The 21,644-nt window shown below is 41.9% G+C and carries 15 protein-coding genes, 1 pseudogene and 1 riboswitch; all 16 genes and pseudogenes read right to left on the reverse strand.

Features of this window, described 5'->3' with window-relative positions; genetic code table 11:
* Window positions 1-3 precede the first annotated feature (3 nt).
* A complete protein-coding gene (locus tag HMPREF2867_RS05820; RefSeq protein ID WP_070576405.1) occupies window positions 4-1,062 on the reverse strand; it encodes a DUF3114 domain-containing protein in 1,059 nt (352 codons plus the stop codon).
* A 29-nt stretch (window positions 1,063-1,091) separates the two neighbouring features.
* Window positions 1,092-2,033 carry an alpha/beta fold hydrolase gene (locus HMPREF2867_RS05825; protein WP_070576410.1) on the reverse strand — a complete coding sequence of 314 codons (942 nt, stop codon included), beginning with the start codon at window positions 2,031-2,033 and terminating at the stop codon, window positions 1,092-1,094.
* 48 nt (window positions 2,034-2,081) lie between these two features.
* Window positions 2,082-4,028, reverse strand: coding sequence for a threonine--tRNA ligase (thrS, locus tag HMPREF2867_RS05830; protein WP_002890325.1), 1,947 nt, complete (start codon window positions 4,026-4,028; stop codon window positions 2,082-2,084).
* Window positions 4,029-4,072: 44 nt separating this feature from the next.
* A complete protein-coding gene (locus HMPREF2867_RS05835) occupies window positions 4,073-4,468 on the reverse strand; it encodes a hypothetical protein (RefSeq protein WP_070576412.1) in 396 nt (131 codons plus the stop codon).
* Window positions 4,469-4,926: 458 nt separating this feature from the next.
* Window positions 4,927-6,249 carry a glycosyltransferase family 4 protein gene (locus HMPREF2867_RS05840; RefSeq protein ID WP_070576413.1) on the reverse strand — a complete coding sequence of 441 codons (1,323 nt, stop codon included), beginning with the start codon at window positions 6,247-6,249 and terminating at the stop codon, window positions 4,927-4,929.
* On the reverse strand, window positions 6,250-7,248 hold the full coding sequence (locus HMPREF2867_RS05845; protein ID WP_070576415.1) for an LTA glycolipid anchor biosynthesis glycosyltransferase, IagA/BgsA family: 999 nt from the start codon (window positions 7,246-7,248) through the stop codon (window positions 6,250-6,252).
* A 130-nt stretch (window positions 7,249-7,378) separates the two neighbouring features.
* Window positions 7,379-10,399, reverse strand: coding sequence for a Spy0128 family protein (locus HMPREF2867_RS05850; RefSeq protein WP_070576416.1), 3,021 nt, complete (start codon window positions 10,397-10,399; stop codon window positions 7,379-7,381).
* 392 nt (window positions 10,400-10,791) lie between these two features.
* Window positions 10,792-11,484 carry a 5'-methylthioadenosine/adenosylhomocysteine nucleosidase gene (locus HMPREF2867_RS05855; protein ID WP_002886153.1) on the reverse strand — a complete coding sequence of 231 codons (693 nt, stop codon included), beginning with the start codon at window positions 11,482-11,484 and terminating at the stop codon, window positions 10,792-10,794.
* A 66-nt stretch (window positions 11,485-11,550) separates the two neighbouring features.
* Window positions 11,551-11,811, reverse strand: a complete 261-nt coding sequence (gene macP, locus HMPREF2867_RS05860) for a cell wall synthase accessory phosphoprotein MacP (RefSeq protein WP_037601533.1) — start codon at window positions 11,809-11,811, stop codon at window positions 11,551-11,553.
* Window positions 11,812-11,814: 3 nt separating this feature from the next.
* Window positions 11,815-12,363, reverse strand: a complete 549-nt coding sequence (locus HMPREF2867_RS05865) for an NUDIX domain-containing protein (RefSeq protein ID WP_002890318.1) — start codon at window positions 12,361-12,363, stop codon at window positions 11,815-11,817.
* Window positions 12,364-12,438: 75 nt separating this feature from the next.
* Entirely contained in the window at window positions 12,439-13,821 is a 1,383-nt protein-coding gene (gene glmU, locus HMPREF2867_RS05870) for a bifunctional UDP-N-acetylglucosamine diphosphorylase/glucosamine-1-phosphate N-acetyltransferase GlmU (RefSeq protein WP_070576424.1), read from the reverse strand.
* A 282-nt stretch (window positions 13,822-14,103) separates the two neighbouring features.
* Window positions 14,104-16,763, reverse strand: a pseudogene (gene mgtA, locus HMPREF2867_RS05875) (magnesium-translocating P-type ATPase).
* Window positions 16,764-16,987: 224 nt separating this feature from the next.
* Window positions 16,988-17,143: riboswitch (M-box (ykoK) riboswitch) on the reverse strand.
* Window positions 17,144-17,607: 464 nt separating this feature from the next.
* Window positions 17,608-18,612 (reverse strand): type 2 isopentenyl-diphosphate Delta-isomerase, encoded by a 1,005-nt coding sequence (fni, locus tag HMPREF2867_RS05880; protein WP_048790625.1) that lies wholly within the window; start codon window positions 18,610-18,612, stop codon window positions 17,608-17,610.
* Between the two features lie 48 nt (window positions 18,613-18,660).
* Window positions 18,661-19,656 carry a phosphomevalonate kinase gene (locus tag HMPREF2867_RS05885; RefSeq protein ID WP_070576426.1) on the reverse strand — a complete coding sequence of 332 codons (996 nt, stop codon included), beginning with the start codon at window positions 19,654-19,656 and terminating at the stop codon, window positions 18,661-18,663.
* The gene (mvaD, locus tag HMPREF2867_RS05890) at window positions 19,649-20,593 is read right to left on the reverse strand and encodes a diphosphomevalonate decarboxylase (protein ID WP_048790623.1); all 945 of its coding nucleotides are present in this window, start codon (window positions 20,591-20,593) and stop codon (window positions 19,649-19,651) included. The genes HMPREF2867_RS05885 and mvaD overlap by 8 nt, the downstream gene beginning before the upstream one ends.
* Window positions 20,575-21,453 carry a mevalonate kinase gene (gene mvk, locus HMPREF2867_RS05895; protein WP_048790622.1) on the reverse strand — a complete coding sequence of 293 codons (879 nt, stop codon included), beginning with the start codon at window positions 21,451-21,453 and terminating at the stop codon, window positions 20,575-20,577. The genes mvaD and mvk overlap by 19 nt, the downstream gene beginning before the upstream one ends.
* Window positions 21,454-21,644 lie beyond the last annotated feature (191 nt).

Below are 21,644 nucleotides of genomic sequence, written 5' to 3' on the forward strand. Positions count from 1 at the left end.
TTTTTATTTTCTCAAGCGGAAAATCAAATAGCTGACATTAACAAGGAGTAAAACACTCCAAAGAATGAGAAAGGGAATATTTCCTCGGACAGCATTGTGCCAAATACCTAGGGCGTATAAGGCCATAAAGACTAGTGATCCTAGAATCGCTGTTCCTTTATTGTTTTGTGGTTGTTTAGACATATGAACCTCCTTTGTTTGCTTTTTCTGAATCGATTTAAAGCCATAAACCAGAGCAAGAAAAAGTCTGGCTTGGCGTTTGACATCATTTGCCAAAGACCTATGAGACTGGGCATAAATACCTTTTGGATTGTAGAAAGATTTATCAAACTGTTCAGGCGCTTGCTGTCCCAAACGTTTTTTCAATTTGTTGGGTGAACGAAAGCCCCTAGTCATTCGATTACGAAAATCAGGGTCATGTGGTTGGACCGGCTCCACATCCAGTTGCCAGTGGCGTTTGAAATTACCATAGTTAAAACTGGCACCATTAACCACCCCACTCTCAGTCACCTGCTCCGCATCGACCTCATTGAGAAAGTTTCCCTGACTATCCAGAATAAACTCAATCCGATTATAGAGAAGAATTTTTAGATTAACACTTGGAATCCCATCAGGATAAACCGCCTTGCCATCACAGATAGAAACCTTCTGGTGCAAACGTCCCTGATCAAACATGGTGAAAGGCTTCCATCTCAGATAGACAGCCAAAGCTTCTTTATCTGTCATCCCTGGCTTTTTATAATGCGTCCGCACATACTGTGCCTGTTGACTAGAAATCAGGTATCGTAGCTGATGGATTTGTCGCTCTATAGAAACATTCTTAGACAAACTATCATCAGGAAAAGCCAGATCTACCAATTTCACGACATCCTTCCAGAAGGAATCATGCGGTGCTAAGTCAGAATCGAAATAAGATAAAAGGTGTTGGGTTTCTTCAAGCTCTCCCGATAAGTCCTCTGGCATCTCTATATAAGCTAGCAATAGCTTTAGCACTTGCAATGGTTGGTAGTCCCTTTGCCAGTTCTTCCATAAGTGTCGAAAGGCTTTTGAACCAATGAGCATCACATCTCTCCTCAATAACATACGTAAATTTAATCAGTCGTCTCTTTGATGAACTCCTCTATCTTCTCGGACACCTCTTTGGTCTGATAGTGATAAAGATAATGCGGAGAATCATAAAAAGTCACTTCGATATTTTTCTGGTCCTTTGCAAAGGTAGTCGCATAATGCCGCCAGTCCTCCTGGCTAAAACCTGTACCCTCACCATTCGAGACCATCAGTAAGGTTGGAATATGTGAATCAATGCTAGAAGTAACCTTTTTCGCATTTTCCTTAACAGACAGGCTCTCATTTAACATAGCCTTTGACAATATTTGACGATAGGCTATCCGTTGGTAGAGGCGGCGGTCACTACTACTGAGATTGGCATTAGGCACATATAAGCGACTCGGTAAATACCTTAATAAGCCCAATTGACTTCCCCAACGAGCCATACGTAATATCTGGGGATGCATTTTTAAATGAGCGTAACTTTCTGGTAGGGCCCAATCTAAACCAATGATAGCTTTCACTTCACTAGGATATTTTTCCTGCCACAGAAGTGTCTCTAAGGAGGCCATCGAATGAGAAAGGATAATATAAGGACCTGAGACATGAGCCCTGGCTAGGGCTTGACGTGTCTCTGAAAGAACCTCAGACACATCTCTGGACTTAGATGTGTCCTCACTGTAACCATAGCCAGCTCTCTCTACAACGACTATCTTATACTGCTTAGAAAGCCCATCATCATACAAGTCTTTAAAATCTAGAATGGGAGAGGCCGTTCCAGCACCAGATAGAAAAACTAAGGTTTGTGGACCATTTCCCTTCACAAAGACGCTCATGTCATGGCCATTAACAGACACCATTTGCCCTATAGGGTTGAGAGAGGCCTTTTCTCTTTGCAAGGCTAATCTATGATAGATAAAGCTAGCCAGCAACAAGACTAGAACTGCTCCCATCAGAAATAAAAGTCTTTTCATAAAAACATGCATGGTTTATCCTACTAAAAAGTCAGTTAGCTTAGCTAACCGACCCTTTTTTTATTCGGCATCTGGGCGTGATTTGCGAGCGATATCAGCAAGGATATTTTCTACAAATTCTGACACAGCTTCTGTATGTGTTTGTTTTTGTCCATAACGACGAACGTTAACAGTTCCGTCTTCCATTTCCTTATCACCAACAATCAATTGGTAAGGAATCTTTTGTGTTTGAGACGCACGAATCTTGTATTGCATTTTCTCGTTACGTTCATCCACTTCAACACGGATACCACGGTCACGAAGTTGTTTAGCAACTTCCCAAGCATAATCTGTGTGGGCTTCATTTGAAACTGGGATAACAGTTACTTGTTGAGGTGCCAACCAAGTTGGGAAGGCTCCTTTATAGTTTTCAATAAGAATAGCTGTAAAGCGTTCCATTGTTGAGATAACCCCACGGTGAATCATAACTGGACGGTGTTCTTCTCCATCAGCTCCGATGTATTTAAGGTCAAAACGTTCTGGAAGCAAGAAGTCCAATTGGATAGTAGAAAGGGTTTCTTCATTACCAAGGGCAGTCTTCACTTGGATATCAAGTTTTGGACCGTAGAAGGCAGCTTCACCTTCTGCTTCAAAGTAGTCAAGTTCCATGTCATCCATAGCTGATTTCAACATGCTTTGAGCATTTTCCCACATTTCGTCATTGTCAAAGTATTTGTGAGTATCTTTAGGGTCACGGTATGACAAACGGAAACGATAGTCAGTCAAGTTGAAATCTTCGTAAACATCGATAATCAATTGAAGCGTACGTTGGAACTCATCTTTGATTTGTTCAGGTGTTACGAAAGTATGACCATCATTAAGTGACATTTCACGTACACGTTGAAGTCCTGTAAGGGCACCAGATTTTTCATAACGGTGCATCATACCAATTTCAGCGATACGGATAGGCAATTCACGATAAGAGTGGACATGGTGTTTGTAAACTTCGATGTGGTGAGGACAGTTCATTGGACGAAGGACAAAGGCTTCACCATCTCCCATATCCATTGTTGGGAACATATCTTCACGGTAATGATCCCAGTGTCCTGAAGTTTTATAAAGTTCAACTGAGGCAATTGGTGGAGTGTAGACGTGTTGGTAGCCTGCTGCTACTTCCTTGTCCACGATGTAGCGTTCCAAGACACGACGAATTGTCGCACCGTTTGGCAACCAGAATGGAAGACCTTGACCAACCTCTTGAGAAATCATGAACAAATCAAGTTCTTTACCAAGTTTACGGTGGTCACGTTCTTTAGCTTCTTCAAGGCGTTTAAGGTAAGCCTTGAGATCTTTTTTATCGAACCAAGCTGTACCATAAATACGTTGCATCATAGCATTATCACTATTTCCACGCCAGTAGGCACCTGCAACATTCAAAAGGTGGAAAACTTGGATACGACCAGTTGATGGCACGTGTGGGCCACGGCAAAGGTCAACATATTCACCTTGACGGTAGATAGTCAAACCACCTTCGTCTTCTGAGTGTTCTTCAATCAATTCCAATTTATATGGGTCATTTTTGAAGATTTCACGTGCCTCGTCTTTAGTCACTTCTTCACGAATTGATGGGAAGTTTTCTTTAACGATTTTCTTCATTTCTTCTTCGATACGAGGAAGATCTTCGTTAGAAATTTGACCAGCTTCATTGTCAGTATCGTAGTAGAAACCATCTTCGATAGCTGGACCAACACCCAAGTGGATGTCTGGGAAGAGGCGACGAGCTGCTTGTGCAAACAAGTGGGCCGCTGAGTGACGCAAAATTGGAAGGGCATCTTCGTGATCAGGTGTCACGATTTCGATGCTTCCATCTTCAGTGATGGCACGTGTAGTATCAATCAATTTACCGTTGAATTTACCAGCAAGAGCTTTCTTAGCCAAAGAGTTGCTGATAGATTGTGCAATTTCAAAAGTTGTAACGCCAGATTCGAATTCACGAACAGCGCCATCTGGGAAAGTAATGTTAATCATAATTAAGATGTCAGAGCTCTAAAGGAAGAGCCCTTTCGTCCTTTCTATTTAATGTTTTTGTTGTAATAATTTGTTTCTAGGATACTTTGCAATTCTGTCTTATGCCAACCAGCACCAATCATCATCTTGTTGATATTAAATTCTAATTCCCTACCATCAGTTAGGACGAAGCAAAGTTTGTAACCAATAAACAAACGTTTCTTAAACTGATATGACTTGATCATCTCTTCAGGCAGTGTAGCGATAATCTCCCCTAATTTTCCTAAAGGTGTAATAGAAATAATGAAAATCTCTGTTTCTGTAAAAACAATTAGGAAATAGGCATTGGCTGTTCCACCAAGTCTTTGGGTAGCATAGATAGCGTGCATAGTCTCAGCAAGACTAGCATCCACACCGTGGTCAATCAAGTAGGCCTTGATAGCTCCATATTTGAACCCCATAAATTCTCCTTCAACTAAAAAGATAGTGCCACTTCATTCTAAACAGTCCTTTTTGTAATCAATAGAGAGAATATTTAGTCACAAAGTAAAGCTTTTCTATCTATACTAGACATTCTAAAAAAATCAAAGTATCCCGAACAACATAAAAAGCGACATCCTCAAAAGGACGTCGCAACGTGGTTCCACCTTAGTTCGTGTACGACAAAAAATGCGTCTGTCCTACACCTCTGATTGGCTCTAACGTGGCCACCGTTTTATGTTTGCATAAAAAATTTATCGAGTAGTCCCAATCATGTCCTCTGCGTGATTCCCAGCGACACACGCTCTCTGAAAGATTTCCCATGACTGATATGTCTCTATGCGTTATTATAGCATGAAACTGTAATTTTTCAAGCTAATTATCTCTTTTATTAATCAATTCTAAGATTTTATCTGACTAGGAAAATCTGATAGCTTTCCTAATCCAATAGTTTCGTGATATTTTTGATTTTCTTGACCTGTTTAGCAGAGCCTTTGATGATACGAACAGAGCCGTTAACAGGCAAGGTAATAGCCTTGGTTGGCAAGTAAGTCACCATACGCGTCAAGCGTTTCATGGTACTATCTTCACCATTCAAATCATTGTGGAAATCCTTAGAAATCGTGAGATCCAAGTAATACTCATAGACACGTTTTCCAAAGTTTTCCGCAGAAATTTCATAAAGCTTGTCAGCCCACTTAGTCACGTCTTTTTCTGGCGTTGCAATGGCTGCTTCCAAAATGGCCCCAGCTAAATCATTATCATGATAATAAAGCGTTCCAAACATCTGGTCCGTAATCACATTATCCAAATAAGGATTTCCATGAGCAATAATCGGAGTACCGCTAGCCAAGGCTTCCAGATAGGTCAATCCCTGAGTCTCACTGGTTGATGCCGAGATGAAGAAATCAGCAGCCTTATAGTAAAGAGCTGTTTCGCCAGGTGCAATCATACCTGTGAAAACCACCTTATCCAGAATACCAAGTTTCTTGGCTTGGGACTTCAGGTCTGGTAGGTAAGGGCCATCGCCAGCAACAACTAACCGAACCTTATCGTCTTCCTCTAAAACCGAAGGTAGAGCCGCCAGAACTGCTTGGATATTTTTCTCATAGGACACACGAGACAAGCTCAACAACATGGTTTCATCCGAAGCAATACCAAGCTTGGCTCTCAAGTCCGCTACATCTTCTTCGGTAATCTCTGGACGCTGGAATTTCTCAAGTTCAATGCCTGTTGGAATGACCCGTTTTTCAGCAGCAATCTTGTACTTGAGTAAAAGGTCATAAACAATCTCGCTCGGACAGATAACCCCATCCAGATCGCTCATAAAGCCACGAACAATGTACTTAACCATACTTGGACGGATGACCATACCTTTGGCAATATAGCGGACATAGTCTTCATACTGAGTATGATAGGTATGCACAACAGGAATCCTAAGTTCACGCGCAATGGCAATCCCTAGAAGCCCCAAGGAGAACTCTGTCTGCGTGTGAATAATATCAAGCTTGTATTGTTTTGCAATCTCTAGAGCCTTAGAAAAGCCACGATAAGCCACTCGGCGATCCTTAAAAGCAAAGAAAGGCACACTGGGAATACGGACAATCTGCCAGTCTTCATAGCGGTCAACATCTCTATCAGTCGTGGTAAAGATAAAGACTGTGTGCCCCATTTTTTCCAACTGCGTCTTCAGCGTGCGAATACTGGTCGCAACACCTGATACCTGTGGAAAATAGGTATCTGTAAACAATCCGATACGCATTTAAATCTCCAATACTTCTTTGTAGGCTTCAACAAGTTTCTGAGCCACATCATCAATCGAGCGACTTTCTGCAACCTTGTAACCTTCTTCACGTTTGTCCACTTTACCATCGATAATATCTTGTAAGGCTACTACAAATTCATCCACGTTATGCCCGAATGAGGCAGATTTGTCATCAACCCAACCCTCATAAACAGGAATATCACGCAAAACCACATGTTGGTGACTGGCAAAGGCCTCTAGCACTACGATTCCTTCGGTTTCCTCATAGGACGGAAAAAAGAAGGCGTTAGCACCACTCATAGCTCCCTGGAAGACAGCTCCCTTGAAGTAACCTGGGAAGCTGACATTATCGGGATGCTTACCATTGACAATGTCTCGAATCTTCTTAGGAATTAGCCATTTGCTAATACTACCTAACCAAATGAAACGAACATGAGGCATCTTTTCGGCAACCTTGACGAAATCTTCAATTCCCTTGCGTTGGAAATAAAGACCCGCACAAATAACCACTGGCTGTCCTTCCTCGATACCAAAGTAGTCTCGGAAAACCTCTTCCTTACGTGGATCCTTACCGTATTTTTTCAGATCAATCCCATTTGAAACAGCAATGATTGGTGTGGTAACTCCGTAAGACTGAATCAATTTTTTGGAATACTCAGATGGCGTAATCACGTAATCTGCCTTTTGATACATGTGGGCCAAATATTTCCCAAAAAGTGGGGCCAAAAGGTTAGAACCGATGAATGAATTCTCAAAGTCTTCACGTGTCGAATGACCATGCATGATGACCTTCTTGCCACGGCGTTTTGCAGTATGCAACAACATCAAGCTACGTGGACCATAAGTATTAATATGAACGACATCGTAATCACCCAAGATGTCCGTCGTATAGGGAATCCCCGCCAAGTCCAAGGCATGCATCTGATGGTGGAGAGCCCGTCCGATTCCTGATTTTTCAAGAACCGATTTTCCTTCAAGATAAAGTAGAACTTTCATACTCTTCATTATAGCTTAATTTAGTAGAAATTTCATCCTGCAGTTGGCTTTATCTTGATTTCTCATTTAATGAGATAGGCATTCCAACACTAAAAAAGATCGAGCATTCTCGATCTTTTAGGTCATCATCTTAAACGTCTTTACGGCGACGATGGCTATATGCTACACCCATGACTGCTGCCATTTCTGCTGCCACACCGAGGGCAAGCAAGGCAGTATCGTTAGCTTGACCAGTCTCTGGAAGTTGAGGTCCTGATTTCTCAGAGGATTGAACTGGCTTAGCTGGTTTTGGCGTCACTGGTGGAGTAGGCGGTGTTGGTGGTGTCGGCGGAACCACTGGTGGTTTAGGTGGGACACTTGGTGGTGTCGGTGGTGTTGGCGGTGTAGGAGGTTTTGGAGGAATGTAACTATTGTTAAATTCTGTATCCAAAGGAAGGAGAACTGCTGCTACAAGCAGATTTTCCTTTTCACCCACAGTCTTGGTAACAGTCACCTGGAATTTAGCTACCATGTTATCATAAACCACATCGGCTTCATTGCCCTTGACTTCTTCAACAGTGTAGTAGTAAACACCTGGTTTGTCATAGACAATGTTTTCAAAACTAATGTTTCCTTGTGCATTATTGGTCACTGTTTGGATAACATTACCCTTGTCGTCCTTAAGAACGAAGCTAAATTCACCATCTTTGAGGTTACGGCCCGTAAGAACCTTGGTCAATTCGAATTTGGCCTTGGCTGGTTGCACTTCTTTAACATAGTTATTAAAGACAGTGTCTTTTGGATTAGCGACCGTTGATACCAAAGCATCGCCATCTCGGGTCACTGTAATCCAGACAGTCGCTTTCATACCATCATAGATGATATCTTCGTTAGTTCCCTTAACTTCTTCAACAGTATAAGTGTAAGTTCCTGCCTTATCAAAGTGAAGTTCACTAAATGCAACACGACCATCAGCTGTATTACCAACAGTTTCGACAATATGGCCTGCACTATCTTTGAGGACAAATTGGAACTCATTAGCAGTCAAAGTTTGGTGAACACCTGCCTTAGTCAATTCCTTACTGAACTGAATAGCAGCTTTAGCTGGAGTCACAAACTTGTTGTTAAAGATGGTGTCTTTTGGATTAACTACGGTTGAAACAAGAGCATCACCATCACGTGTTACCGTGATAGAAACAGCAGCTTTCATCGTATCATAGACAATTGCATCATCCTTACCTGCAAGTTCTTCAACAGTGTAGTTGTAGGTACCTACCTTATTAAAGGTCAACTCACTAAAGGCAACCTGACCGTCAGCTGTATTTCCAACAGTTTCAAGGACTTTTCCAAAACGGTCTTTAAGGACAAATTGGAATTGATCTGCTTTTAGATCTTGCTTAACACCTGCCTTGGTCAATTCCTTACCAAATGTAATTTTGGCCTTGGCTGGTGTTACCAATTTATTGTTAAAGATAACGTCATCTGGATAAACCACTTTGGCCACTAATTTTTCTCGGCCATCTGTGGTTTCTCTAGCTACTTGGACAGTCACATCAGCTTGGAGCTTATCATAAACGACGTCACTATCATTACCAGGAACTTCTGTCACACGATAGTGGTAAGTACCTGGTTGGTTAAGTACAAGATTTGAGAAGACAATTTTACCAGAGGCATCATTGGTTGTTTCACCAAGATCAACCATCTTATTATCTGTCATATCAACCAATTTGAAGGTAAATTCCTTATCTTTCAAGGCTCTACCTGCCAACTCTTTGGCTAATTCAAGATTGAAATGTACCTCTTGTTCACCACCTGCATTTCCACGACCTCCAACTAAACGTACTTCAGAAGTATATGTTTTTGACTCAACATCTGCATGAAGGTCAACTTTATTCGTAGGATTATTAGAATCTGATGCTGGGTTGGTCAATCGTGTCTGATACCAAACATAAACCATACGGTCCAAACGACCAAGATTTAACTCAAATTTAGTATTGTCATGAGAGAAACTCTTAATCAATTCCATAGCTGAACCCTTATCAACCCATGGCTCAGCAGAATCAATGTAACGTAACTCTAAAGAATTATCAACAAATCTTTGATTATCAGACCAAGTATCGATCAATTGAAGATTATTCAAGACACGTCTTGCGTAATTAAGACGCATTCCCCAGTTAATTAGGGTTGGATCATTCTTGTCCTGACTACCCCATTTAGCAATGACTTCGTCACTAGGAATAGGATTTGCAGAACCAACTGTCACATTAACGACATGACCATTGAAATTGAGGTGCAATTTTTCGCCACCTTTGAGAGCTTCAGAATAAAGCGTATCTAACTCTAAATTCATATATTTCCCAATAGGGTGATCTTCGAAATAATGATTAAATGTGGTTACAACACTGTTATTCTTAGGATCTACCTGAGCAATACCAACAACTTCGTTATTAGGGTTGTAAACATTAACACTATAGCTTGTCTTAAATTGCAATTCACTTGGAAGAGTGAAGATAACTTTGTCACCTGAATTAATAGCTATATCGTTAGGGAATGAAATATCATGATAAACAACCTTACTTCTTGAGTAAATACTATTTCCGTCTGGAAATTGAAGCTCAACGTTAGGGTTTTGAACATGAATTTCAGTTCCTGTCTTAGTCACCTTAACATCCGCTGGAATTGGACGACTTAGATTGGTAACCTTAAGTCCGAAATTATCAGATGAAGTGGAACTACTATTACTTGCTGCAGCAAGTTCGCTAGCACTAGCTTCTCGTGTTTCACTAACAGTTACAGGTTTCTCACTAAGAGTTTCACTAGTCTTATCTTGCGATGAACTAGTTTGTTCAGAGCTTGCAACCGTTTGCTCTTGACGCGCAACTTCACTAGAAATAGCAGTCACTGAGATAGCACTTGTACTCTCTGCCTGAACAGTAGGTTCAGCTGTCACTTCTTGACTTGAGACGCTAGCGCTTGTCCTTTGGCCCCCACCATCAGACTCACTGGCTTCCTCAAGTATACTCGTAGCTGGCTGTCCCGTAGGCTCTTCAGCTTGTTCTGCATTAGCGGTACTTACACCAAAAACCGCAGACGAAAGTAAGACCGAAGCAACGCCCACCGTAAACTTACGGATGGAGAAACGCTGCCTCGAATCACCGAATAGGTTATTCATGATTCTATCCTCCCATTTTTACAAATCTTAACATTTTTGTAACCCTTTTCAACCAGAATTATACACTATTTTCAGAACTTTGCAAGAAAATTATTTACCCCTTTGGAGGTTTTGTAAAGATTTCTAAGATATCAATAGATAGTGAAATTTTTAAACCCTTATATTATAAGCTTTCTTTCGGAGTCTCTCTTTTAATATTGTTTTTCTTTCTCATTTTATTGCCATAATTTTAATTCAAATTTTGTCTAAAAAATACTAAAATTCAGATTTTCTCTTTGAAAAATGAGAAGATTATCTTGTCTAAAGGAAGAAAAAAACTGCCATTCTTAAAGGAATAACAGTCGTCTTTAAATTTATTAAGAAATTGAGCATAAACACTCATTTAAAGTATTTTAGGCAAGCTCTTTGAGAAACTCCACTAAGATAGCAGCTGATTGTTTTCCCGCCTGAATAATGAATTCGTCAAAAGTAATATTAGCGTCATGGGCTGCTGTATCACTCATAGCACGAACAACGATGAAAGGTTTCTTGACACTGTGTGCAGCTTGAGCAATGGCTGCTCCTTCCATTTCCACGGCTAAGACTTCTGGAAAGTGCCCTTTAATAGCATCAATCTTATCCTGACCTGCAATAAAGCTATCACCAGTCGCAATAAGACCAATTTTAGAGTCGATAGAGGCTTGAGCCAAAACCTTTTCAAAAGTCTCTACAAAGGTAGAGTCACTTTCAAAGTAGAGTGGTTGCATAGACATTTGCCCATAGTCATAGCCAAATGCTGTCAAGTCAACATCGTGATAGGCCAATTTTGATGCCACAACGACATCTCCAATTTTAAGTCCAGGTGCTACTGCTCCTGCAGAACCAGTGTTAATGAGGGCATCAACACCAAAGTGGTCTGCCAAAACAGCCACAGACATGGCTGACATAACCTTACCAACACCTGACTGCACCAAAACGACGTCGTGTTTGCCCAAGCGTCCTGTGTAGTAGGTATTGCCAAGAACAGTTTCTTCAACCTTATTTTCCAATTGCTCCACTAGAAGCACTAACTCCTGCTCCATGGCAGCGATAATTCCAATTTTCATATAGTTCCTTTTCAGCTTGTAATCTTGTCTGAATCAGTAGACAGAGCTATCTGACTCATAGACTTATTAGAAATAAAAGACAGCAATGAAGAGAATAATCAAGAGGACGACAACCCAAAAGAGGATGCGATTAAGCTTGTGTTGAAATTGATTGCGTTTAGCATTCTCAATTCGACGGCTCTTGTAGGCCGAAGGCTGGTAATCAGCCTCATAATCCTCATCGTAGAACTCTTGATCATAGTCCTCATAATAAGGTTGTTCCTCTAAATCGATTTCCCCACGCTTAGCCTGCTCAATGACATCGTCAGTCAAAAGTGGCTTACTCATAACTTATTTTCCTCCAAAATGAAGTGCATAGTATTGGAGAGCGATGATGGTTTTAGCATCTTGAATTGCACCTGAAGCTACGAGTTCCATACACTCCTCATAAGTCAACTCATAGATTTCAAGAAACTCATCTTCGTCAAGTGGGCGTGGATTTTCAACAGGCTTGAGGTTTGTAGCCACATAGAGCTTGATTTTTTCATTACAGAAACCAATGGCTGTGTAAAACTCATGAATCAATTCGAGATCACCCTTATACTGAGTCTCCTCTTCAAGTTCACGCGCTGCTGCAGCCATCTCTTCACCAGCTTCACCGACTTCCAGTTTACCCGCAGGAATCTCGTAGGAAACCGCCTCAATAGCCTTACGGTATTGCTTGACGATAATGATTTTTCCTTCTGGGGTAACCGCTAAAACAGCTACTGCTCCCTTGTGGAAGATGAGTTCACGACCAGCTGTCTTACCGTCTGGCAAGAGGACTTCGTCTACTGCAACTTCAAAAATATGTCCCTTAAATTTTGACTCACGTTTGAGTGTTTTTTCTTCAAACTCCATGAATTGACTCCTTTTACTTCTGACCTCATTCTAAGCTGGTTTTATAAGAACAACCAAGCTCAGATAGCCTTAAGCCTACTTTTGTTGGCTTGGGTGGTGAGGTTTCTTAATGGCATAGCCTTCTTTATTGACCTGACGGCCACGTCCAATGGCGACGCTGTCAGCTGGAACATTCTCTGTAATGGTTGAACCAGCTGCTGTAAGGGCGTTATCCCCAATTTCAAGCGGTGCAATCAAGGTTGAATTGCTTCCGATAAAGACGTTGTTAGCAATTTGGGTCTTGAATTTATGTTGACCATCATAGTTAACGGTAATTGTTCCAGCACCAAAGTTAACGTCAGAACCAACTTCCGCATTACCAATGTAGGTCAAGTGACCAGCCTTAGTATTTTCACCGATGGTAGAACCCTTAACCTCGACGAAGTTACCGATATGAACGCCTTCTTTGAGAATTGAATCCGGACGAACATGGGCAAATGGACCAACAGTAACACCTTCTTCAACCACTGAGTGCTCAATCATAGAGTTAGTGATAACAGTATTGGCACCGATAGTTGAATCAACAATATAAGTCCCATTGGTAAGCACTGACTCTGCACCGACTTTAGTTTGCCCTTTAAGCGTAACATTGGCTTCAATGACAACGTCTGGCTCAATTTCCACATCCACATCGATATAAGTAGCGTTTGGATTTTGGAAAGTAACACCATTAACCATGTGAGCTTGGTTGATGCGACGACGCATAACATCTTCTGCCGTAGCCAAGGCAACACGGTCGTTAACCCCGAGACTTTCTTCAAAGTCACGAAGAGTGAAGGCACCTACTTTTTCACCATTCTCACGGAAAATAGAAATAACATCAGTCAAATAGTATTCCCCTTGAGCGTTGTTAGTGTTGATATTTTTAAGTGCTTCGAAGAGACGTTTATTGTCAAAGACATAAGTCCCTGTATTGATTTCTTTGACCTGTTGTTCGAATTCGTTGGCATCTTTTTGCTCAACAATCTTAGTCACTTCGCCATTTTCGTTACGGATAATACGACCATAACCAAATGGATTGTCTGCAGTTGCAGTCAAGATAGTGGCAACATTTTTGTGATTAACATGGAAATCAATAAGGTTTTTAAGGCTTTCACCAGTAATCAAAGGCGTGTCACCGGCGATAACAAGCGTTTGCCCTTCAAGTCCAGCCAACTCTTCTTCAGCCATCATTACTGCGTGACCAGTCCCCAACTGCTCAGTTTGCATAGTGAAGGCAGATTGACCATCCAAAACCTCACGAACAAGTTCAGCCTTGTGACCAATAACAGTAACGTTTTTAGCTGGTTCGATAGCTGAAACTGCACGGAAGACGTGCTCAAGCATAGTGATGCCCGAAACCTTGTGCAATACTTTTGGAAGATCTGATTTCATGCGAGTTCCTTTACCCGCAGCAAGGATAATAGCGTAATTACTCATTTTCTTTTTCCTTCTTAATATTTTTTGTGATGATTTCTTTCGTGACGGTCTTAGCCTTGAGCCCCAAATCTCAGGGCCTCCACCTCCCACTGGGATAGCCTACGAAAGAAAGGGGCCTTGAAAACATAGTCTCTCATTTCTTAGAAAATATGTCCTCATAACTGACGTTTTTTAGGGCCTCTGATTATCTATAATCGCCCTATTATACCATAAATGAAAAGGTTTTGGCAGAATGAAAGGTAATGAAAAAGAGCTGACGCTCTTTTTCTAAGAATAGTTATCCTATAACCATTCTTTGTATTTCTTAATATAGATATGCTTCACAAAGGTAACACTAAGCATATACAAAGTAATGATGATAAACAAGAGAATGAAATAGAGACCGTTTAGATGGCTGAGTTTTAAGAGACTAGCCAATGGACTGTATGGAAGAGAAGTCACAAAGAAAGCAGCAAATAAGGTTGTCACAACAACTGATAGTGCTGGGTGACTTTGAATAAATGGTAGTTTTGGTGAACGTAACATGTGGATAACCATGGTTTGAGACCACATAGATTCGATAAACCAACCTGTTTGGAAAATAATGATAAAGGCTGCTGCTTCTGGTGAACCATGAACATAGCCATGCCCCAAAATCATTGGCACAATGATGAAATAGAGCAAGATATATGTCAAAATATCAAATACGGACGAAATAGGTCCTATCCAAGCCATGAAACGCATGATTGATTTGGCTTCCCAGATATGTGGCTCTTTAAGAAATTCCTTGTCCACATTGTCAAATGGAAGGGCGATACAAGAGATATCATAGACAAGATTTAGGACAATCAAATGCACAGGTGCCATTGGTAGGAATGGTAAGAAAATGCTGGCAAAGAGGAGAGAAAAGATATTCCCGAAATTTGAAGAAACGGTCATCTTGATATATTTGGTCATATTAGCATAGACCTTCCGTCCTTCAACCAAACCTTTTCCAAGACCATTAAATCCTTATCAAGCAAGATAACATCTGCAGTTTCTTTGGCGATATCAACAGCTGTATCCACAGAAATCCCCACATCTGACACCTTCATGGATGGGGCATCGTTGATACCATCACCCATATAGCCTACCTTATGCCCATTTTCCTTAAGGCTTAGGATAATTCGTGCCTTTTGGTCTGGGGATAACTTAGCAAAGACTGTTGTCGTTTCCACAGCCTTAGCCAAATCTTGATCTGACATGGTATCAAGATCACTTCCAAGTAGAATGTGCGTCACATCTAGACCAACTTTTTCACAGACAGCCTGTGTCACCTTATCATTGTCTCCAGTCAAAATTTTTGTGGTCACACCATATTCCGCCAAAGCCTTGATAGCAGGTGCTGCTGATGGTTTTGGTGGGTCAAGGAAGGCAAGATATCCCGTCAAAATCATATCACTTTCATCTTCAACACTAAAGACGTCATTTTCATTAAGTTGTGATTTGTAGCTAACACCGAGAACACGCAAACCTTGTTCATTCAACTGTGCAACTTCCGCAAGGACTTCCTCACGAACATCGTCAGTCAATGGGATAATGTCTCCCTTGTATTCCACATAGTTAGAAACAGAGAGCATTTCTTCAAGGGCACCTTTTGTCACCATGCTAACAAATCCATCAGTGTCTTGAACAATGACACTCATGCGACGACGTTCAAAATCAAAAGGTAGCTCATCAATCTTGTGGAAGGTCTGGTCAAGGTCACGAACGATGTCATGTTTCTTAGCTTCTCTTTCAGTTCGGCTAATAATGGCACGGTCCATAAGATTTTTTAAGCCAGTTTGGAAATAAGAATTAAGATAGGCTCTCCGAAGTACTGATAGGTCAAGGTCACCATGGATATCAAGAGGGTACTCAAGAACGATTTCATCCTGAGTCAGGGTTCCTGTCTTATCCGTACAAAGGATGTCGATAGCCCCTAGGTCTTGAATAGCATTAAGTTTTTTGATGACCACCTTTTCCTTGGCCATAATGATAGAACCCTTGGCAAGACTGGCTGTGATAATCATCGGCAACATTTCTGGGGTCAAACCGACTCCCACACTAAGGGCAAAGACGCCGGCTTCAAGCCAGTCCCCATCTGTTAAACCGTTAATCACAAAAACAACAGGAACCATAACCAACATGAGTCGAATCAAGAGCCAAGAAATGGAATTCATCTCACGTTCAAATGAAGTTGGTTCGTCATAAGTATTGATGGTCTGCTCAATTGCTCCCATCATGGTTTCATCACCAACAACTAAAACCAAGGCAGTTGCACGACCAGAGATAACATTAGTTCCCATGAAAGCAAGGCTCTCACTTTCAAGCAGGCTCTCTAGATTTTGACCATCTGCTTTAGCCAGACAAGCTTTTTCCACAGCATCGCTTTCACCTGTCAAGCCAGACTGTTGAACAAAGAAATCACGAGAATCTAGTAAGACCACATCAGCCGGAATCATATCTCCCGCACTTAGTTTGACCACATCTCCAACCACAATTTCATCAATTGGGATTTCTTGCTCACTGCCATCTCGAAGTATTGTTGCTGTATTGACAATCATGCGAGACAAATTACTGGCAGCCTTGTCGCTACGAAGTTCTTGAATAAAACGGATACCACCAGATATCAAAACTAGAGTGACAATGATGATAGAAGTCGTTGGGTCTTCTTCACCCGGTTTAGCAAGCCAGACATTGGTGATAAAGGAAACCAGAGCAATGACTAAGAGAATAACAGTAAAGGGATTGATGATAGATTCATAAATCTTTTTGATGATAGAATCCTCTTGTCCTTTGGTTATGACATTTTCCCCATAAAGGTCACGGTTTTCTTCTACTTGGTCTTCCTTCAAGCCATCCAAATGAGTCTTGTAGCGAGTAAGGGTTGTTTCAAGTGGCTCTTGAAGAGCAGCAATAAGTCTTTCTTTATTTGTTGACATTGGAATCTCCTTATTTAATCAGGAGCCAATCACTTATGGAGTCCCTAAGACACTAATCAGCGATTGACTGGTTAGGTGCGGTTCGGGGTGATCGTCGATTAGTCTCATAGGTTTCTCCTTTCATTTTTTTACATAGTGGGTGAACCTCAGACAAAAGAAAAGAGTCCTACCCATATACAGGTAAGACTCTATAAACTCGAGGTTGATTTTTTAATAGATTCTGTCAAAAAATGGACCGTTCAAGCTTTAGCTCCGCAAGGCGATGAAATGAGCTTAGTCTTGACCTTGGCGATCAGGACTGTTGACCAACGAGTAGTGTCTCCACTGCTTTGCGGTAGTCATCCGTATCCTTGTGGTAGCCTCACCTACCGTATTTCACTGAAAATAATACTCCTAAGGCGGTAACTTGTCAAGGGGAAAAGTTACTTTTTTGCTTGAGTGGGTAATAAAAAAAGAGCTTCCGCTCTTTTTTGTAAGATATTCTTTTGTAAAATGGATTTTTTTAGACTTTCCTTAAGTGAGTAGGGACGTCAGCGAACTTCTTCGAAGCTCCATGACTAATTTTTGAGCCCCTTCACTTTTTAATTTCTAGGCTCAGGCTAAAACAGTTCCCCAAACTGTTTTACTCTCAAAAATTCCGAGTTCTAGAAATACTTGTATTTCTAGAACTTTTCTCACAGCGGAAAGTCTCGTTAAGTGCTCGCTTTGCTCGCTAGAAACAAGTCAAATCAAGAATGTCATTATTTATCCTTGACCGGTGTTAAAATCATGTCTCCATAATATCATCGCCTAGAGAAATTGTTTTACCATCTTTAAAAATTAAAAAAGAGCACTTGGCTCTTTCCTACTTTCCTTGCTTGATATATGTCCCTTGCAGCTTACCGTGTAAGATGTAATCAACAGATTTTAGCTCATCAATAGTGCGACAATCGAGGGCACACATGATGAGACGAAGGTCGTCCTTCCAGCCATTAACGATAGCCACAACCTTATCCACAGGGTAACGTTCCACCAATTCAAGCACTGTTCGTGAGAGCCCTACACCTTTTGCTCCTAAGACCAGACATTTAACCATATCAAGTGGATTGCGCACGCCACCAGAGGCTAAGATTTCCACAGCTTCACGAAGGTCTTGGGCTTGCAGGAGGGTCTGAACCGTACTTTGTCCCCAGTCATTTAGGTAATCTCGGTTACCGCCTCTACTATTTTCAATATAGGCAAAGCTAGTTCCACCACGACCTGAGATATCCACAGTTTTGATGCCCTGAGACATGGCGTAACGAATGGTTTCCACATCCATACCAAAGCCGACCTCCTTGAGGACAAGTGGGCACTCTATTTTCTGTGCATAAGCCGCCACATTTTCCTTCCAGGTATGGAAAATACGCTCTCCCTCAGGCATGAGAAGCTCCTGCATAAGATTAACATGGAGCTGTAAAAAGACTGGTTTCATAGCTTCCACCGTCTTAATGCCCAGGTCCACAGACTTATCCACACCGATATTAGTCGCTAGGTCTAAGTCTGGAAACTCTTGGCGATAGTCAAAGGATTCTGGTGCTTCCCCCTTTAGAGCAGCACTGTAGGAACCTGTCACCATGAGAATACCTGTTCGACTGGCCACCTCAGCTAGTTTTCGATTGACAGCCCCACCCTTGGCAGAACCACCTGTCATGGCATTGATATAAAAGGGAAAATTCCAATCTCGTCCCGCAAAATGTGTGGACAAGTCAATCTGATCTAAATCATAAGTCGGTAGAGACTTGTGGATAAGTTCCATATCGTCAAAACTATTGTAGGGCGACTGGTACTTGAGGGCATAACGGATGTGATCGTCTTTACGATTTGTCATAGGTTATTTCTTTACTTTCTTGCGTGATAATGTCTACTTAGCTTACCCCTAAACCTCATACAAAAGCTCTATACCTTCCTGCTGCCAGCGATCAACTAGGCTATCTCGGCTAGCTTGGTCAAAGGCAAAGGCAATACCACAGTCTCCACCTCCTGCTCCAGAGGACTTAGCAATGGCATCTAGGCCTTGCTCAGCTTCTTTGAGTTTTTTCAGCTTGTCCACATAAATATCTGGACTAAGTGATTCCAACTGGTCACTGACAGTTTGAAGGCTGCTCTTAAGTAAATTCTTATTTCCTGTTTCCAGTGCCTTGAGGGCATCTTGGACGGCAACTTCTGTTTCACTTAAATACTTTCTTGATATGCGAGATTTGGCCATTTTAACCATGTCTTTTGAAATAGCAGCTTGCTTGGTCCACCCCACCAAAAAGTGAGCTTTGAGAACTGGCACTACAGGACTGATACGATAGCCCCAGTCTTTTTCCAAAAGCTCTGTTAGAGTTATTTGATCTATAAGCTCTGCTATTTTTGCACGGTCAAAGGAACGATAGGAAATCAGGCTCTCGTATACGATACAAGCTAAATCTCCCATAGAACCATTATCTCCTTGCTTGAGGAGGGTGTAGCTAGCTAGCTTAAAGAGAATGTCTTTGGATAAGTCTTTCTGAAGGGCTGCTGCCAAGGCCTTGAGGGTCAATACCACAACAGAACCCGAAGAACCGATACCAAATTTAACCCCATCTCGTTCCAACTTTCCTGTGATGGAAAGGTCCAGAGCGGGTAACTTCTCACCACAAAAGGCCTCAAAAGTATTCAAAGCCTCTTGAATGAGGGCGTAATTTGCGTCTAGCTCACGGCCCACACTATAGTCAAACATGTCTGAGGACAACTGGGTAGTTTGTGCTTCCTTGACATCTGCTGACATGAAAATGGGAATAAATTGGATTAGGGCTGTCTGCCCAGCTGTTAAGACTGAGTATTCTCCAGCAATGTAGAGTTTCCCACCTGTTTTTACTGTGACCTGATTGACCGACTGCTTAGGCATCTGGCAACTCCTTGGTACGTGAAACAATGACCTGATAGTCCTTACGGAAGTGATCTGCTAGGCGGTCTAGGTCTTCTTCCAGACAGAGCACCTTAACATTTGGTCCTGCATCCATAGTAAAGTAACACTGCTCACCAGAAGCACGGAGGGCCTTAACCTTGTCCATAGCCTGATAAGAGGCTTCCGTTAGATATGAAAATGGTGGGTTAGCCGTGCTTGTGGTTTGGTGCATACGAAGAGCATTAGCTTCAGTGAGCTCACCGACTGCTTGGAAATCATTAGCCTTGAGGTAGTCTAACATATCCTTGTAATCCTGCTCAGACTGTTTAATCCACTCTGGGAAAGAGGTCGATGTTTCGGTGCACAATTTCATACCGTCCCGGCTTGATACGGGTTTCTTTTGATCTGTCAAAACCAGCATAATCATGGCCAATTTAAGGTCTGTTTCAACCGGGTAAACCTCACCACTATCCTTGTCCCAGGCTGCCAATGGTCCAAAGAAGGACCGTGATGACGAACCTGAAGCAAACTTGGCAATTTGAGCTAATTCAGACTGCGTTTTTCCGACTTGGAAGAGCTCGTTAGCTGCTTTAACTAGGGCAGAAAGTCCTGAGGAACTTGATGATAGACCTGCAGCTGTTGGCATGTTGTTCCATGTTTCAATCTTGACATGTTGGTTTGGATTAGTACGGAAGAGGTCTAAAACCTTGCTGGCCTTGATTGTTTCTTTTTCCCCTTGAAGCTCATCATCGATATACATGACATCACCAGTCGCATCCTCAGGCAGAAAAGATAACTTGGTTTCCGTATACATATTTTCCAAAGTCAGTGAGATACTACTGGTTGAAGGAATCATACGCTCCGCATCCGCCTTACCCCAGTATTTGACAATAGCAATATTTGCGTACGATTTGACGCTTACAGGCTTTCTATCCACGTGTTTACGGCTCCTTTTTCTTGAAGTTTTTTAGCAATCGTTCGGGCTTGGTCTTTGGTACTTGTCAGGGCAATAATACAGCCACCAAGTCCTCCACCTGACATCTTGGCTCCCAGTGCACCATGCTCCAGAGCAGTTGCTACTAGAAGATCCGACAAATCACAAGATACCCCTAAAGATTTAAGATGATTATGGGCTTGAGACATGAGTTTCCCAAGAAGCTTTTGATCCTTGGCTTTGAGGGCGCGTTCTGCCTTCTGACTTAATTCGCCCAGTTGGTTGAGATCTGACAAGGCATCTAAACCAATGGCCTCAACCTTTTCCACAGCCTCACGGGTATTTCCATGGATACCCGTATCAGCAATGACCAGATAGGCACCTAAATTGACCTCGATTTCCTTGAAACCGATATTACGCGTAAAGCTAATGGCTTTGTCACTCAAGCAGGTCTTTGCATCTAAACCACTAGGTTTACTATGGGCAATGGTCTCCGCCTGATGAACTAGCATTTCCAAGGTCTCCTGGCTAAGCTCCTGATCAAAATAATCAAAGACCGCTCGAATTGCCGCAATGGCTACAGCCGCAGACGACCCCATGCCACGCTTTTCAGGGACACTAGACTTAATAGCATAGCTAATAGGCTGATTCTTGATTTTCAGATAATTAAGAGCTGAAAAAATCGCCGTCGTCAAGGGATCTTGAGCCTTGAGCGTCAAAGGAGTCTCAGCCGCCTGAATCTGACAGACAACCTCAATATCCTTAAGAGGGAGGGCAAGGGCAGGATGACCATAAACGACCGAGTGCTCCCCCATCAAAATAATCTTACTGTGAGCCTTGCCCACTCCTACTTTCTTAGTCATAAATTACACACACTCACAGACGAATTTGCAGGCGAGTGTCTTTCTAGATTTTTCATACAGATTCTAGTGGTGACTCAAGGTCAATCATGCATTCAAAGGAGACAAAGAGCACCAATATAAAGAATTTTCTTATAGCACTTCTATCTTATCATCAAAGCGCAAAAAAAGCGACATCTAACCTAGAGTGTCGC

This window comes from Streptococcus sp. HMSC064H09, from assembly GCF_001812625.1.
Taxonomy (GTDB): Bacteria; Bacillota; Bacilli; order Lactobacillales; family Streptococcaceae; genus Streptococcus.